This is a genomic window from Arthrobacter sp. sptzw42 (genome assembly GCF_059089685.1).
The window spans coordinates 221,943-237,471 of the sequence record NZ_JBNHEX010000003.1 but is presented as its reverse complement, the minus strand read 5'-3'; the positions used below and the strand labels follow the sequence as shown (position 1 = coordinate 237,471).

Annotated in this window: 12 protein-coding genes and 3 pseudogenes; 7 read left to right on the top strand and 8 right to left on the bottom strand. The window is 58.4% G+C overall.

The window, feature by feature from the left end; translation table 11 throughout:
- Window positions 1-77: 77 nt before the first annotated feature.
- Window positions 78-410: pseudogene (locus tag AC5RT4_RS05180) on the bottom strand (L-serine ammonia-lyase, iron-sulfur-dependent, subunit alpha).
- A gap of 197 nt (window positions 411-607) precedes the next feature.
- Window positions 608-805 (bottom strand): annotated as a pseudogene (locus AC5RT4_RS05175) (L-serine ammonia-lyase, iron-sulfur-dependent, subunit alpha); the annotation flags it as partial.
- Window positions 806-1,371: 566 nt separating this feature from the next.
- On the opposite strand from AC5RT4_RS05175, the gene AC5RT4_RS05170 reads away from it, so the two are divergent.
- Both AC5RT4_RS05170 and AC5RT4_RS05165 read left to right on the top strand, forming a co-directional pair.
- Window positions 1,372-2,079, top strand: coding sequence for a hypothetical protein (locus AC5RT4_RS05170; protein WP_494042098.1), 708 nt, complete (start codon window positions 1,372-1,374; stop codon window positions 2,077-2,079).
- A gap of 36 nt (window positions 2,080-2,115) precedes the next feature.
- Window positions 2,116-2,487: a peptidoglycan-binding domain-containing protein gene (locus AC5RT4_RS05165; RefSeq protein WP_494042097.1), complete on the top strand. Its 372-nt coding sequence runs from the start codon at window positions 2,116-2,118 to the stop codon at window positions 2,485-2,487.
- A 290-nt stretch (window positions 2,488-2,777) separates the two neighbouring features.
- Here the strand turns inward: AC5RT4_RS05165 and AC5RT4_RS05160 are convergent, their stop codons facing one another.
- Both AC5RT4_RS05160 and AC5RT4_RS05155 read right to left on the bottom strand, forming a co-directional pair.
- Window positions 2,778-4,304: a class I SAM-dependent methyltransferase gene (locus AC5RT4_RS05160; protein ID WP_494042175.1), complete on the bottom strand. Its 1,527-nt coding sequence runs from the start codon at window positions 4,302-4,304 to the stop codon at window positions 2,778-2,780.
- On the bottom strand, window positions 4,288-5,550 hold the full coding sequence (locus AC5RT4_RS05155) for a radical SAM protein (RefSeq protein ID WP_494042096.1): 1,263 nt from the start codon (window positions 5,548-5,550) through the stop codon (window positions 4,288-4,290). The genes AC5RT4_RS05160 and AC5RT4_RS05155 overlap by 17 nt, the downstream gene beginning before the upstream one ends.
- A gap of 14 nt (window positions 5,551-5,564) precedes the next feature.
- On the opposite strand from AC5RT4_RS05155, the gene AC5RT4_RS05150 reads away from it, so the two are divergent.
- From AC5RT4_RS05150 to AC5RT4_RS05135, 4 genes are all read left to right on the top strand, one after another.
- Entirely contained in the window at window positions 5,565-6,122 is a 558-nt protein-coding gene (locus AC5RT4_RS05150) for a hypothetical protein (protein WP_494042095.1), read from the top strand.
- Window positions 6,123-6,940: 818 nt separating this feature from the next.
- Window positions 6,941-7,510, top strand: coding sequence for a hypothetical protein (locus AC5RT4_RS05145; protein WP_494105055.1), 570 nt, complete (start codon window positions 6,941-6,943; stop codon window positions 7,508-7,510).
- A 181-nt stretch (window positions 7,511-7,691) separates the two neighbouring features.
- On the top strand, window positions 7,692-8,969 hold the full coding sequence (locus tag AC5RT4_RS05140) for a spherulation-specific family 4 protein (protein WP_494105054.1): 1,278 nt from the start codon (window positions 7,692-7,694) through the stop codon (window positions 8,967-8,969).
- A gap of 283 nt (window positions 8,970-9,252) precedes the next feature.
- Window positions 9,253-10,677, top strand: coding sequence for a spherulation-specific family 4 protein (locus tag AC5RT4_RS05135; RefSeq protein ID WP_494105053.1), 1,425 nt, complete (start codon window positions 9,253-9,255; stop codon window positions 10,675-10,677).
- Window positions 10,678-10,844: 167 nt separating this feature from the next.
- Here AC5RT4_RS05135 and AC5RT4_RS05130 read toward each other — a convergent pair whose 3' ends face one another.
- The 4 genes and pseudogenes from AC5RT4_RS05130 to AC5RT4_RS05115 all read right to left on the bottom strand — a co-directional run bounded on the left by AC5RT4_RS05130 (window position 10,845) and on the right by AC5RT4_RS05115 (window position 12,691).
- A complete protein-coding gene (locus AC5RT4_RS05130) occupies window positions 10,845-11,198 on the bottom strand; it encodes a hypothetical protein (RefSeq protein ID WP_494042091.1) in 354 nt (117 codons plus the stop codon).
- An 8-nt stretch (window positions 11,199-11,206) separates the two neighbouring features.
- Window positions 11,207-11,380 (bottom strand): annotated as a pseudogene (locus tag AC5RT4_RS05125) (ABC transporter ATP-binding protein); the annotation flags it as partial.
- Between the two features lie 18 nt (window positions 11,381-11,398).
- Window positions 11,399-12,283 carry a Rieske (2Fe-2S) protein gene (locus AC5RT4_RS05120; protein WP_494042090.1) on the bottom strand — a complete coding sequence of 295 codons (885 nt, stop codon included), beginning with the start codon at window positions 12,281-12,283 and terminating at the stop codon, window positions 11,399-11,401.
- Window positions 12,284-12,391: 108 nt separating this feature from the next.
- Window positions 12,392-12,691 (bottom strand): putative quinol monooxygenase, encoded by a 300-nt coding sequence (locus tag AC5RT4_RS05115; protein WP_494042089.1) that lies wholly within the window; start codon window positions 12,689-12,691, stop codon window positions 12,392-12,394.
- A 126-nt stretch (window positions 12,692-12,817) separates the two neighbouring features.
- On the opposite strand from AC5RT4_RS05115, the gene glgX reads away from it, so the two are divergent.
- The gene (gene glgX, locus AC5RT4_RS05110; RefSeq protein ID WP_494042088.1) at window positions 12,818-15,031 is read left to right on the top strand and encodes a glycogen debranching protein GlgX; all 2,214 of its coding nucleotides are present in this window, start codon (window positions 12,818-12,820) and stop codon (window positions 15,029-15,031) included.
- The last annotated feature ends 498 nt before the right edge of the window (window positions 15,032-15,529 follow it).

Below are 15,529 nucleotides of genomic sequence, written 5' to 3'. Positions count from 1 at the left end.
TGGTCCTGTTCTGGCGGGCAGCTTTCCATGAGTATCGGCGGGGGAGTGATCAGCCGCTATAGGTCAGCATGCCTTCGTCAGCAAAGGGGCACATTAACAGCGAGTCCGCCGGTTGCGGTTTCTTTGTACTTCTCGCTCATGTCGAGTCCTGTTTGTCGCATGATTTCTATTATCTGGTCGAGGGTGACGTGGTGCTTGCCGTCGCCGCGCAACGCCATTCTTGCGGCTTTGATGGCCTTATTTGCAGCTATCGCGTTACGTTCGATGCAGGGTAACTGGACCAGATCGCCAATGGATCACAGGTGAGGGTTGTGTTCCATGGCGATTTCGGCGGCGTTTTCAATTTGTTCCGGCGTTCCTCCCAGGATCTCGGTAAGGCCTGCGGCCGCCATGGATGCCGCCGATCCCACCTCACCCTGGCAGCCAACCTCGGCTCCTGAAATGGACGGGCCGCGCCTTGTACAAGACGACGTTGGCTCCGGCTGTGGAGAAAGCGGACGACGGCGTATATTTTGTCTTCTTCGGACGCAGTGGCGATCTGCTCAACGTAGGTCGTTGTGTGGTGGAGGACTGCCGGAGTAATGCCTGCGGCTCCGTTGGTTGGGGCTGTGACAACACGACCTCCGGATGCATTTTCCTCATTGACTGCCATGACCATGAGCTTGACCCAGTCCGAGGCGAATAAATCATAGTTTGGGTCTCCCTGAGATAGGCGGCCGAACCAGGTCTTTGCGCGTCGGCGGACATTGAGACCGCCCGGAAGAATGCCCTCCCGGGTGACGCTTCGGCGGATGCAGTCCTCCATGACGCACGGATTTTGAGCAGTCCTGAACGGATTTCGTGTTCGGTTCTTATTGCCAGCTCGTTGTTCGCCCTGATGTCGCTGATACCCAAGCCAGTAGAGGCGCAGAAGTTGCGGAGTTCATGATTTGAGGTGTAAGGGAAAGGCACAGGTACCTGGTTGAAATCTGCGGCGCATTCGTCCTTACCCTGCAGGATGATGAAGTTACCACCGGTGCTTGGCCATTGAGCTGCACGAGAGGGCTTTCCAAGGGGTAACCAGACTTAGGCGCATCACCTGCCGCGCAGCTCAGCCACCCCGAACGATAGGCCGGGTCGAGGTTCGGGCTAACAACTAGCGTGGCGATATACGGATAGGAAGAAACGGTCGTGTTTATGTATGTCCCACCACATGTGAGGGCGCGCGCCCTGATACCGATCGGCAGCCGAAAAGCATGGTCCTTTCCCGTGATACGGCGATAACGCCACAGTAACGGACGGGGAGATAGCCTCAAGCCAGTTCTTGAAACTGACATATCGTTTTATGTGATATCGCAGGCTCTTGGACCCGAGACCTGCTAGGAGACTGGAATGGGAAAGACCTGTAAGCCGCCGGAGGAGATTCCCGGTATGCCAGAGGAAATCGAGAACGCCATGGGTGATGTTGTCGACGCTTTCGCAGAGAAGAAGATCTTTGAGCACTACTGCAGCAATCAGGGATTCAATCAGCTGACGTCCGTCTTCCCGAGACGCAACTTTGACGGGACTCAGATCTTTGAAGACGTGCGCGGCCTCAATACGATGCTCTTAATCGCATTTCTAAAAGAGAACAACCCGAACGTTAACGAAGCGTCGCTGGCAACTCAAGCAACCATGGCGGGAGGCGGGATCAAGAATCCGGACTTTTGGACGCACAGCCCGGCTCGGCCCGCTATGGAGTTTTACGAAATTAAACCCAATTCCGCCGCCAGTCGGCCCAAAGGAATAGCCAAAGTGGCTCAGCTTGAGATCATGTGTCACTTAAACAACCTTCCTTACACTGCCGGGAGAAACTACAACCCAGGCCCAGACAAAGAGGAAGTATTGTGGATCGAGAATAAGGGATTTATCGTCACAACAATCTCGCTCCGTTGGATGAGGGTCGCTCCAGGACTCATCGTATATGAAATCTGCAAAGAAAGCCGGTTGCGCAGCCCAGTACCTCAGAAAGTGGTTGATGCAGTTGAGCGGGCCGCAATGCTAGCCGTAATGATCATGCTGATGATTGCGGCGGGTGTAGGGTCGCTGGTCTTCTCGTAGTGAAAGGTAACCGCACGAATTGAAGAGGTGCCGCTCATGATACGTAATTCTGTTGGAGCGAACGGGTCCAACCAGGCCGGTGACGTGATGTACGTTCAATTGCTTCTGTGCGACTGGCGGGTCCGAAGAGAGCTGGGTGAGATTGCTATCGACGGCAAGTGTGGTGCGAAGACGATCCAGGCCGTTCGTGACTTTCAGGGCGTAGAGACAGCAGTTTCGGACGGCCTCGTTGAGGTAGGCAAGAGCACCATTTCTAAACTCCAGCAGAGGTACGTCGAGTCAATGGTAAGCGGCGATTTCACTACGCCTGTAGATATCGAGGGATTTCCATTCGCCATTGTTGGCGACGATGCGGTTGCGACCCTGATAGACACCTACCTTTCGACTTTGCGCGGCGGCTTAGATTAGCCAGGTAGGGCTGCGCCGCGCCGGTGCCGCTCACGGAAACCATTGTCACGCGGAGGTGGCCGGTGCCACATTCGTTTGCATCAGGCAATTCGGTAACCGGGACCACCGCGAACTGGACAGGGCTAATCAGACAGTCACCTCACGCGTTGTATACGCCGCTACCGCGCCGCTCTGACCTCACGTTGCGCTGAAGCCGGCCTTCGTCTTTAACTTTTTCTCGTGCCCTTCAGGTGGACCATAAGCTTTCAAGCCCCGGCGCCCCTCCCTCGGATCGAAGCAGAGCTACCCAATCAGTTGAACTGCTCGGCTAGGCGTATCAGCCACCACCTTGTGGAAGTTGGGGGTTCTCCACCGTCGCTGAGGATGTGGCAGTTGGGCCATAGTTGGAGTGGCTCGTGAATCTTCCAGCTCGATTGTTGTATTTCCTCCTCAGGGTAGAAGTAGAGAAGTACAAAGCTAGAGCACGCGGCGATGCGATTCTTCAGCTGCAAGCCACGACTTTTTGAGCCTTCGTTGAAGCGGGTTATAGATACGATCGTTAGGTCAATTACGTCGGTTGGCCAGTCGGCATCAAGAATATCGCCTACAACGAAGGAGTCCGCATAGTCTGGGAGTATTGCTTGGGCGCGGCTCACCTTCTCCGGCGCTGCATCGATACCGCTGGGGACCACGTTAGAACGGGTCATTCGAATCTTCTCGAGTAGAGCCCCATTGCCGCATCCGAGATCAAGGACTCGTACCGGCCCGCCCATATCAATTCTTGCAGCAGCATCGATCAGGGGCTTCTGCAAGCGAAGCATCGCCGAGTGGGAGGGGAATCCGTTATCGGTGTAGCGCCACCGTGGTTCACCGGAACGAACCTCGATAATCGGTAGTTCTAGCCCTCGCCTAAACGCACGTGACTCTCGCATGGGTCGTTTGGTGGGGGAACGGTAGGGGAACGACAAGCCAGTGGGGAGGGCGTGATCGGGCTGATCGCCAACCGCCGCAACAACGTAGCGGTCCGCGGTCGCGTCTGTCTTGGTAGTCATTGTGAGAAGCGGAGTCTTGACTAACGCTATGCCGTGCAAGGCGCTCCACTGAACGGACCAGCCGAGCACCTCTTGCAGCCAGTCGACCTCTCTGACGTAGTCAGAGGCTCTGCCCAGATCGGCCAGGCGGCCGCCGATAGTCAGCGTTGCCGGGCAGGAGAAGCTGCAAGGAAGGTGCATCACAGGACGAATGCCCGCCCAGCGCCAAAGGACATTACTCCGTTCATCCGAAGCGAGGGAGACAGTTCGATCCTCCACGTCCGCTCCAGCCGTTCTCAGCGCCATAGACCAAGTCGTATCGACATGACCGGCGTCCGTCCATACAGCCTGAAAGAAGTCACGGCAGCAAGAGGGGTAGCCAAGTAGCTGCCCCAAGTCCTCGTTGTCGCGTCGAGCGTAGGCATCTACGACTTCGGCCATACGACCTTCTGGCGCAATCGCAACGCGCCATAGCTGACTACCGGATCCGGCAGGCGGAACCGATGCCGCGTAAGGGTATTTTCCTCCCCACACCGAATCGAGCACCTCTACACGCAATCCGTGGCGGGCGACTGCTTGTTTGATGGAACTGATTCCGGTAACGCCAATGGTTTGGATGCATGCATCGCGAATGCCGGCAGATACAGATAACCACTCCAAATTGGACCAGGCCGTGGAGATGGCCATGATTCGAGGCTCCCATTCGTTGCGCACCACCTCGCTCACCCAGCTGAGTCGAGTGAAATCGTGAAGGGCGAAAGGAAGCCGTTCGACCAAGGGGACTTGCACTTCAGGCCTTCTTTGCATGTCTTTCACCCGGCCCCGCGGCTTGCTCTGGAGCGATGTTCTTTAGGTCGGCCCGGATACTCTGCAACTCGGACCGCCAGTCCCAGCCATCTGGCGAACGCCAAAATGCTGTCATTGATGAGAGAGACCTCGTTCTACCCTCCGCCCATGCAGATAGCAATTCCTCCTCAAGGTGTGCTCTCCGAGAGCTCAGCGAAAGAGGAGTCCTACCTCTGTCGATAAGATCTGCCTCGATCTTGGCATACAAACGCTTCCAAACGCCGCAAAGCTCCGAGCGGTTACGCCAGTCTCCGTCAACCGCAGTTCCCGGACATTGGCCCTTGCACATCATGAAGAATCGGCAATCTTTGCAGCCGTTGCTTTCTTGCGGTGTGTGGTAAAGCGCGATGTATCGCTCGAAGCCGGGGGTATCGGCCTTTGCGAAATCAATACCGTCCTTGTTCGTGCGTCCACAATTGCTTCTCTGTCCTCGACCTTCCACCCCCCGCACTGCCCTAGTCGTAAGCGGATCACAGGCGTTCCAAACGCAGGTTGTGGTTTCATCATCACCGAGCAGCATCCTTCGCATGTCCTCGAAGACGTCGAAGCGAATCGCGCAGTGCGGTTCAAGTGCGTAGAACGCCAGCAGTGCGTCAAGATTCTCTTGATCGGAAAGGGCATATTTCTGACGCGTGGCCTCGTCCTCTACCTCAAGCAAGTGGAGCCGCATCGAGCGAACACCAACGGTGGCCAAGTCATTACACCAGTCAATAAGTGTAGCGAGCCTTTCGCCTACGGCATTTGCTCGATGGAGTGTAACTATAAGACTTGGAGGGCGGCCAGCGTCGCACAGCCGCTGAATGGCTTCTTCAGTGGCGGCAGTTGCCTGTCTGGTCTTCGGGAGTGACCCGAGCCAGCGGGCGTCATTAAGTGGACCAGGCCCATCTATGGAAATCCCAACGGCAACTTGATATTTGTCGAACAGCAATAAGTGCTCTTCCTTGATGAGGCTTCCGTTAGTCTGGATGGAGTTTCGACCAAATTCATGAAAACCCCAAGCCCAAAGCTCCTCCAAGTCCTCCAGCGGCATGAGTAATGGTTCCCCACCAAAAAGAGTAAAAGGTCCTCCTTCGGCGAGGATGGCCTGCTTCATTAATTGCATGTCGTAGTGCTGCCTGGGGTTCCCCGCATCTCGCTGAGGGTTCTGATAGCAGTAATGACACTGCAAATTGCAGGCAACGCCTAGAGGCCGGAGTTCCGTTGTCACGATGGATCGCCCCCTTGTTTATGCGCTCGGGAAGGGTCGCTTTCCAGCACGGAAAGACGCCGTTCGATTTCGCCGAGTACGCGGTTCATTTCAAGGGTGACGGGGAGCATCTGCTCCCTAAAGATGCCACCTATTTGTCGGTCCAGCGCAAGATAGCGGTCCTCAACACGAGAAATCAGCTCCTCGAGGCGCGTCCAAGGGGATCGTTCACTGTCCTCGTGAGAAGTGTCGTCATGAGGGGTGTCGTCATGGTCGTGGTGCAAGTCGTAATGGTAATCGTGGTGGCCAGCGTCATCATGTCCCCCTTCGTCAGAGTGAACATCCGCGAAGGAGTCATGGTGCGTGTCGTCGTGGCCACTGTCTCCAAACGGCTCATCTCCGTGGGCATCAACATGTTCGTTGTCGATGAAACCAATATCATCGTGGCCGGCGTCGGAATGCGGATCGTCCCAGTGCAGGTCTTCGTGGTTGTCAGTATGGGGTGTGTCGATATGTGTGTCGTTATGGAAGTGATCCGTGTGGCCCCACGTGCCGTCAGCGCCACTGACGTCAAAGTGCAACGGTTGCCATGATGGTAAATCCGACCTATGGGGCCGACCTGGGCCAGGGGGCATGTGTTGGCCACCTCCTCCAACGCAATGGCAGGTGAGGGAGCCGGAGCGCTGGACGCCTCCCGCGCCGCTTCTCCCTTCTGGACGGCCAGATTGCCGGGTGACGAGCCTGCTGTCAAGGACCTGGGCTAGAGTTTAGGGGTTTCAAGCTATGTAAGATTTCTCTGCCTGATTCTCAGGGTCGGTAGCCGTCGGCAGCGTTCGTCTTGTGCTCGGAGTACTGTTGCGAGTTTGGGTCCGACGGAAGGGGGTTGCTGGGGCGCAGGCGTACGAAACACCTGACGGGTAATTCACGAATCACACCGAAAATCCACCGGCCTACGTGTTCCGATAACCGACGTTATGTAAGGTTAATCGCCTGAGGCAGGCTTATCCTATATACAGACCCATGTGTGGGGCTCTTGATGACCACTTTCGGGAAGTTTCCAAAGGTGGAACGAACGGTCGGGTGCCAGCAGGGCGGCTTTTGTCATGCTTTGGAGGACTTCGATTGCCCTAGCCGACCTGCTACAGCCCGCGCGAAACTGCAGGCGGAACAATTTCCAGTACTCCTCTCGCGTAGCGCCACGCCAGGCATCCGGCGTAGCTGGGTGCGCCTTGCGCTTTGTTCAGCGGCTAAGCTCCGGCAGCAGTAACGCAGCAGTAACGGCATTTGAAACAAGATGGGTTCAGTCGAGGCCACCGCAACATGATGGCCGCTAGCTAATTCCCTATTTGAACAGAACTTCGTTTTGTGGATGCAACAACTTATCCGTAACAGTAGCTTTACAGGAGGAAGCATGCCGCGCGTTATGGTACGACTTGATGATGTCGTCTGCTTTGATCCAGAAGAAGTCACCGGCAGTGGCGATGAATTCTATGTAGTAGGGGCAGTTTCGGACGGTGAACAATCCGAAGGCGTAGCAACGCTGCCAATTCAAATCGGCAAAAATGAAACTAAAGCCTTTGGCGTGGGTGGCGGAGTCGTGTTCGACAAAATGGTCGATAGCAATAGGGTATTGAAAATCGCCCTGACTGCTTTTGACGAAGATTCAGCCAAAGACTGGAGCAAACAGGGTCAAATAGTGGACCAAATTGCCAATGCTGTATCAGGCGGTCTTGCCACCATACCTAATCCCTACACCGCCGGTGCGGCCATTCTGGTGCCTTTTGTTGTTAAAATTGCCGGAGGCATTATTAGTCTTGACCAAGACGACAACCTTGGTTCATACACTCAGGATCTCCCGGTGTGGGCCTTACCTGTCGGCAGCAACCAGCGGGAATGGCAATTCAACGGCGACTGGGGAGGTGGCTTCCTTGGTTTCAGCAGGTGGAGCTACGCCCTGCGCTACACCGTCATCGTCGGATAATCACCGCTGGTTTTAGTAGCAGCCGGTCACTCCACAAGACTCTTTGCAGGCAGATAATTAGAACCTGTGGAGACCCTGGCCTCTCGGTTGCCTTCATGAGGACTGGCACCTTGATCAATGCCGTGCAACAGGAGCAGACACTCCCCGATTCCCGGACAAAAGATGTCCACCACATCGAAGGGTGACTAACGTGCTGAACCAGAAAATTGCTATTCCCACCTACTTCGATGCGGGTCCCGGTGGAGACGATGACTGGTCGGCTGCAGCCAGCGCAGGCCCGCTTCTTGCCCTCGCGATCATCAACCCTGCAAGCGGGCCAGGATACACCTCAAGCTACTTGCAGGGCGGGGCAAAACACGCCCAATACCAGCAACGCCTTGATCAACTGCACGCGGTTGGGACTGACGTTCTTGGCTATGTAACTACGAACTATCGTGACAGCGGGACGACTCCCGGGACGACTTCCGTTCAAGCGGAACATCGGTTCACAGTGGAAGCAGCGACGAATGTGGTCATGACCCGAAACTCATCCGGAGCAGTCAACCCGACAGGATGGACAACAGGCTTCGGACCCATTCGAGTTCGGTCTAAAGCGCTGCCAAGCGGACTCGCGCCGGATGCAGACTACTTCTGGATTGAAGTATCACCGACAACAGGAAGCTTCGCCACGTCACCAATGAACGCCACCGCCGGCCTCGCCGCCCCACTCAACTCCCCCGGCGACCCTGGTCCTGATAACACAAACCATGCCATGGGTTTGTCAAGGATTGCGGTGGACAACGTTATCTTCGAGATCGACACCTTCTATGCCCGTTGGCCGAATATCGACGGGATGTTCTTCGATGAAATGAACAACGCCGACGACGAATTAAACATTGCTTACTACAAGAAAATTTTCGACCACGTTCGCACTAAAGGCGGTAAAGCGCTGGTTGTACAGAATCCCGGCGCGACTTTCCCGGAGTCAATGATAGGTATTGCTGACACCTTCATGGCTTTCGAGTCTTCTAGCTCGAACTATCAGTCCTACGTCCCCCCCACTTGGCAGGTAAACTACCCTCCCACCAAATTTTGGCACGCCGTTCACTCTTGTCCTGATCCTCAGATGCCCAAAATAATTGAAACCAGTCGACAAAACAAAGCTGGCTACATATACGTCACGGACAGGGTCCACCCGGACCAAAATGTCTGGCTGCACATAGCTTCAAACTTCAGCGCTGAAGTCGCCAAAGTTGCAAGCGAGAACTCGCCACCGGCGGTGGAGATCGCCGTGCCCCACCTACAGGAACTGCGACCCGCCATGGCTGCCGACAAACTTCAATCCCTTGGCCTTCAGGCGGAATTCCGAGGGACGCAAGGACCCAACGCATGGGTGTGGAGGCAGTCGCCAAGGGCGGGCACAACGGTGGCTCGCGGGACGAAAGTTATTCTCCAGATCAGAAACGGTCCCATCCCCTAAATCTGCGTCCACGTATTCAGGAGCAGAAAGGCAACGCCTACCAAGCGCAGCGACAAGGGCAGCGACAAGGGCAGGTACGCCTAAGTGCCCCATCTAACCTAAGAGGTGCGCAATGAGCCTACTGGTCGAGAAGTTTTCAACTGCTGCACGTTCCGCCGCTAAATACCTGGGCCGTGCAGCCGCCCGGCGCATAACAAATTTTCCTATTTCCCTGCCACAGGCCCCAGTGGCCCTCCGGCCGTGGCCTTTGCGGCGACCGCGCACACTGCCACCGGGAGCACAATTGCAAAAACTGGCGGTGCCAGCCTTCTGGAGTCTGGACCAAGAGTTTCAGCCGTACTGGACGCAATTGAAAAATAGTGCCGGCGCACTAGCGATAACTGTCGTAGCGCAATATTGGCCAGACACCGCGAGAGGGAATCCTACCTTCAAGGCTGCAGCAAAGGCCCAAATAAACAGCCTTCCCGGTACAGTCCTGGGATATGTCAGCACCCGAAACGGCGGCCCCCACCTCTTAGCTCCCGACGAAATCCTCGGCGGACCAGCAAAACAGGACTGCGTTCAAGCCTGGTACGACCACTTTGGAACAGAGATCGACGGCGTGTACTTTGACGAGCTGGTGCTCCCCGATGACCCTGCATCCGTTGCCGCCGCTCAGACTCTGGTGGCTAAGTTCAAATCCGCGCACCCCACGGCAAAGGTCATGGTGCTTGCAGGGCAATGCGTCGATGACGCCGTTGTCGGCACAGACATCGACTTTGCGCTCCTCTGGGAAACAGATTATTCCGCCTATAAAGCAAATTTCACCGGCCTAATAGGCACCAGGAACACGCAGGTACCATCGTGGTGGAAAAACCCGTCCTATCGTCAAAGAATTCTTCACGTCGTCCATAACTGCGCCGAAGCAAACCGGCAGCACGCGCTGGGGCTTGCGAAGGAACGCAATGCCGGGCTGATGTTTGTAATGGATGAGCGCGGAAAAAATAGCTCAGGAGATCCAGTCTTATACGATCACCTTCCCCTATACTGGGACGCGGAAGTTCGCGAGGCAAACAGCTACTACGACTTCGGTTTAGACCCGGAAAGGGCTCTTCGCGCGGCACACCGATATGGCCGTTCCCAAGGATTTCTCACCGCGTGGCCAAACTTCGAACAGGCCTGGTACGGCGGAGAGCACAGACGGGGTACATGGTTGCTTAACCTGACCACTGACGCAGAACATCGCGACGTCCCCTTGTCCGATCTCACCGATCCATGCGCCGATCCTCAATACAATCCCGATGCGCTGCTGGATGAACACCCACACCTCTACGACGTTCCTGCCCTTTGGCGAGCATCGCATGCCTATGCTCAAGCTGTGGGCTACGAGACGGCAATTCCAACTTTCGAGCAGACAAACCGTGGGAACGGCCCGGAGTACGGCATGGTCTTGTTCAAAAAAAACTTGCCCTGGCTGACAGCTACCAAGGTCCTACTAAACCAAACGTACGAGACCCCGACTTTCGCTGAACCAGGAGCCGTATTGCGCAACGTTGGGCGGGCAATCGGCTCCTCAGGAGGAGCCAAAGGCGCCGTTTGCACTTTCACCCCGGACAATTTGGCCCAACCGCGCGGCCGAGACAACTTCTTCAACTGCTACGTCTTTGGACCCGACGCCCCTGTTCTGTGGAGGGACGTCCCAACCGAGACCTATATCAGTCTGCTTTGAAACGCATGCCCTCCCGCGGAGGAGCGTGAACGTGGCAAATTACCATGCTGTCGTCTCTAGTGGAGCTGCGACTTCCTGTACCCAAGCAGATCCTTCTTGTTTTGTAGCAGCTGATTACGGAATAAGCCCAATCCACTGACCGGCGAGCAACTGTTTGGTATGCAGCATCATCCGGTGATGACCTGGATCAATTGCTGCAGGCCTGGCACGACCTGTTGGCCGGCGCTCTTTCCTGCTGCAGAACCAAGTGCGGTAGCTAAAGCTAAGGCCGCTTTTGCAAGCAAACTTTCCTTCACAGGTTCTGGCTTCTCGGCCTCCGCGCGTATCGCAGCTACCTGCTCTGCGAGCCCAGGGTCGGCTTGCACGCTCGCTTCAGTCTCAATTTCCGCCAGTTTCGCGAGTACAAGTTGGCGGTGATCGTCGTTGAGGGTCTGATTCACGGTGGCTGTATTGTGGTCACCCTGCTGGATGGCTCCTACATTGCCCTGCACGTGGTTGCCGTAATTTCGGTAGTCGTTCATGGTCCCATGTCGGTGACGACGTCGTAAAGCTTCGAGGCGGGCAGGATGCCCTCGTAGCTGACCCGGTAGACGGTGCCGCCGAACTGCTCCTGCACCTCCGAGACGGTCCCGTAGGCGCGGGCGGTGCCGTCCTTAAGCAGGATGACCCGGTCGCAGAGCCGCTCGACCTCCTCCATCTGGTGACAGTCTTCTGGATTCTCCTAGTCCGCGCCGGGGAGGTTCACTTCCACGAGCCCGCCGGTGACGCGGGTTGCGAAGCGCGGTTGCCGCGCTGTGGCTGGCCCCGCCTGCACCTCGCCCGAACGGAGCGAAAAGGTACTGCCGTGCCACGGGCACACGACGCAGGGATCGCCGTCGTTCTTACTGCCATCCTTGAGTTTGCCCTCGTGGAGCGGACCGGCCAGGTGGCTGCAGACGTCGGACAGCACGCTGACTGTACCCGCCTCGCGGAACACCACGAGCGGGAGTCCGGCCACAACGCGCTTGTGCAGCTTTCCTTCGGGCAGGTCTTCCAGGGGCGCGAGGGCCTGCCAGCCGCTCGGGAAGCGATGCAGAACGTCCTCAGTGTGGTTCGCGCCGGCAGCCTGCCGGTAGCTGAGGTGGCCGCCCAAAAAACCGCCGAAACCAACAATGCCGAGGCCCAGGTACGCGAGCACCTTGCCTGCACCCTGCTGCCCGTTTGCCCGCGCCACCAGCGACGCCCCGTAGAGGCTCGCGGCAGTGATGTTGGCGGCGGCGTGGACCAATCCCACCCGCTGCTGCTGGCTGTGCAGCTGGGACCAGTCCATAAAACCTGCCACCGCCGAAGGCAACGCGGAGGCGGTTCCGACGCCGATCAGTACGGTGGCGGCCCGCGTGTTGCCGGGGAGCGCATCCAGGACGGCGGCGGAAATCCAGGATCCCAGGGGAACCTGGACTGCCAGGGGATGAACCGGGTGGCCGATGGGCACCCCGTGCAGAATGTCACGGGCCCACTGCGGGCGGACCGTGCGCTTCACTAATTTCCGGACCTTCTTCGCCACGGGATCCAGCCAGTCGGCATCTTCCAGGCGGGTAACAAGTTCAAGTGCAGGCAGCGGTTTCATGTGTCTCCCTTACCCCGTTCGTCAGTGTGCACACACTGGTGTCCAGTCGATGCCGGTCAGCCTAGTTGCTGGCGGGCGGAAGAGACAGGGGCGCCCGCGGGAGACGGTTCAGCGAAGCGGGGATCCGAGCACTGTGAACTGGCTGCCGCCCATCTCCCCCGAGAGCAGCGGCATCGCCTCGCTGATCGCTGCCCGAACGCTGTCCAGCTGCAGCGAGGCCCGGTGCGCCTCCGGCGACTCCCACAGCTCGGACACAAATACCGTGTCCGGCACCTCATCATTGACGCCCACCTCGTACAGCAGGCAACCGGCTTCCTTCAGGCCCTCCATGGGCCGGAGCAGGATGGACACGACGGCGTCGCGCTGGCCGGGCCTGGTTCCAAGGCTTCCAACATTCGCAAAAGTCATGAAAACAGTGTGCAGCACGCGGGTGGCGTACCTGCGAAGGCGGGGCCCGCCGTCGTGCGCGCATCTCCCTTTCCAGAAAGAGGGACACCTCTGTGATTCGATGGAGTTCTTTGGAGGGAGGCGGGCATGGAAGTCTGGACGGGGAGCCCTTATCCGCTGGGTGCCACCTATGACGGCAGCGGCACGAATTTCGCGGTGTTCAGCGAAGCGGCGAGCGCGGTGCAGCTGTGCCTCTTCGACGAGGACGGCGCTGAGCAGAGGATCACCCTGGAAGCAGTGGATGCCTTCGTCTGGCACTGCTACCTCCCGCATGTCCTGCCCGGCCAGCTCTACGGATACCGGATGGAGGGCCCGTATGATCCAGCCCGTGGGCTCCGCTGCAACCCGCACAAACTGCTGCTGGATCCCTACGCCAAGGCAACCAGCGGTGACATTGCCTGGGGCCAGCCGATGTTTTCCTACAACTTTGGCGACCCTTCCTCGTTCAACACGGAAGACTCCGCTCCCAACACGATGAGATCCGTGGTGATCAGCCCGTTCTTCGACTGGCAGCACGACCGCCCGCCGCGGACCCCCTACAGCGACAGCCTGATCTATGAAGCCCACGTGAAGGGCCTGACGATGACCCATCCGGAGGTGCCGGAGCGGGAACGCGGCACCTATGCCGGCATCGCCCACCCCGCCGTCATCGAACACCTGCAGAAGCTCGGCGTGACGGCGATCGAGCTGATGCCCGTCCACCAGTTCGTCCAGGACAGCACGCTGAAGGACAAAGGCCTCAGCAATTACTGGGGCTACAACACCATCGGCTTCTTCGCGCCCCACGAGAGCTACAGCTCCAGCACCAAACCGGGGCAGCAGGTGCAGGAATTCAAGGCCATGGTCCGCTCCCTGCACGCCGCCGGCATCGAAGTGATTCTCGACGTCGTCTATAACCACACCGCGGAAGGGAACCACCTGGGGCCAACCCTTTCCTTCAAAGGCATCGACAACCAGGCCTACTACCGGCTGGTTGACCACGAGAAGCAGCACTACCTGGACTACACGGGCACCGGTAACACCATCAACGTGCGCCACCCGCACGCCCTGCAGCTGATGATGGATTCCTTGCGGTACTGGGTGCTCGAGATGCACGTGGACGGGTTCCGCTTTGACCTCGCCTCCGCGCTGGCGCGGGAGTTCTACGACGTGGACCGGCTGTCCAGCTTTTTCGACCTCGTCCAGCAGGATCCCGTGGTGTCGCAGGTGAAGCTCATCGCCGAGCCGTGGGACGTTGGCCCCGGCGGGTACCAGGTGGGGAACTTTCCGCCCCTCTGGACCGAATGGAACGGGAAGTACCGCGACGCCGTCCGCGACTTCTGGCGGGGCGCACCTGCCACGCTTGGCGAGTTTGCCTCCCGCCTGGCAGGCTCCTCGGACCTGTACGAAAGTTCAGGACGCCGGCCCGTGGCTTCCATCAACTTCGTCACGGCGCACGACGGATTCACCCTGCGGGACCTGGTGTCGTACAACTCCAAGCACAACGACGCCAACGGAGAAAACAACAACGACGGCGAGTCCCACAACCGCTCGTGGAACTGCGGCACAGAGGGACCCACCACTGACAGCGGCATCCTTGCCCTGCGGGCACGCCAGCAACGCAACTTCCTCGCCACGCTCCTCCTTTCCCAGGGCGTTCCCATGGTGTTGCACGGCGACGAACTGGGACGCAGCCAACTGGGGAACAACAACGTTTACTGCCAGGATTCGCCCCTGTCATGGATTAACTGGGAAGAAGCCGACCAACCCCTGGTGGAGTTCCTTGCCGCCGTCACCAGGTTGCGCCGGGAACACCCCACCTTCCGGCGCACCAGGTTCTTTGAAGGCAGGCCCGTCATGCGCGGTGCGGGCCAGCCGCTGCCTGACATCGTCTGGCTCGACAAGGATGCTTCGGCCATGGGACCCGGAGACTGGGACAACCCCCTCGCGCGGGCACTGGGGGTGTTCTACAACGGGGCCAGCGTTGGCAAGGACCACCGTGGCCGGGTTATCCACGACCACAACTTCCTGCTGTTCTGCAATTCCGGGGACGAGCCGGTGGTCTTCACACTGCCCAGCGCCGAGTATTCGCCCAGCTGGGAACAACTCATCGATACCGCAGGTGAGCACGCGGGCACCGGCCTCCTTCATGCCAGTGAAACGGTAGAACTGGTGGGGCAGTCGCTGCTGGTGCTTCGGTCCTACACCAGCCCGCCGGAAAAGCCCGACCACTCTGTCACCGCCTCGCTGGCCCTGCTCGCCCGCCCCGGTCCAGCCGTCCCGCCGACAGCGGTCCCGCCGGGGGCGAAGGAGCTGCCCTAAACCGTGCTAGTTTTGGCACCGCCGCGTCTGGCGGTGGCCAAACCTGAAGCGGAATGCTTCACATCAGTGCGTGCATCCCGTGTCGTCGTGGCCGGCCCAACGAAGCGGCGCCCAGGAATTCGACGGCGACGAACGGCTGGTCCCCCACCACCCACTCGTCGTGGCCGGGAGGGCGCATAGGTGTCGTTCGCGCGGATAGTGGACCTCGCGCGTCGGCCGTTTCAATTTCCAGCACGCCGGAGATGCAGTAGCCCCTTGCTCCCGGCGCACACGCGTTCACCAGCCTCTGCTGGCGTATCTCCAACCAGAGCCTGCGGCACCTGAAGTCAGTGGGGGGATTTGAGGCCAAAGAAGGGTAGTCCCGACCCTAGCGTCGGGCGGAATTGCGGGCGCAACATATTACTACCGGACCCCGAAAACGGGTCCGAAGCCGCGCCCCACACATTAGCCGGGCGTGCTGTTTGAAAAATGGGACGGGCAGCTGCGGCCGCCAGACTG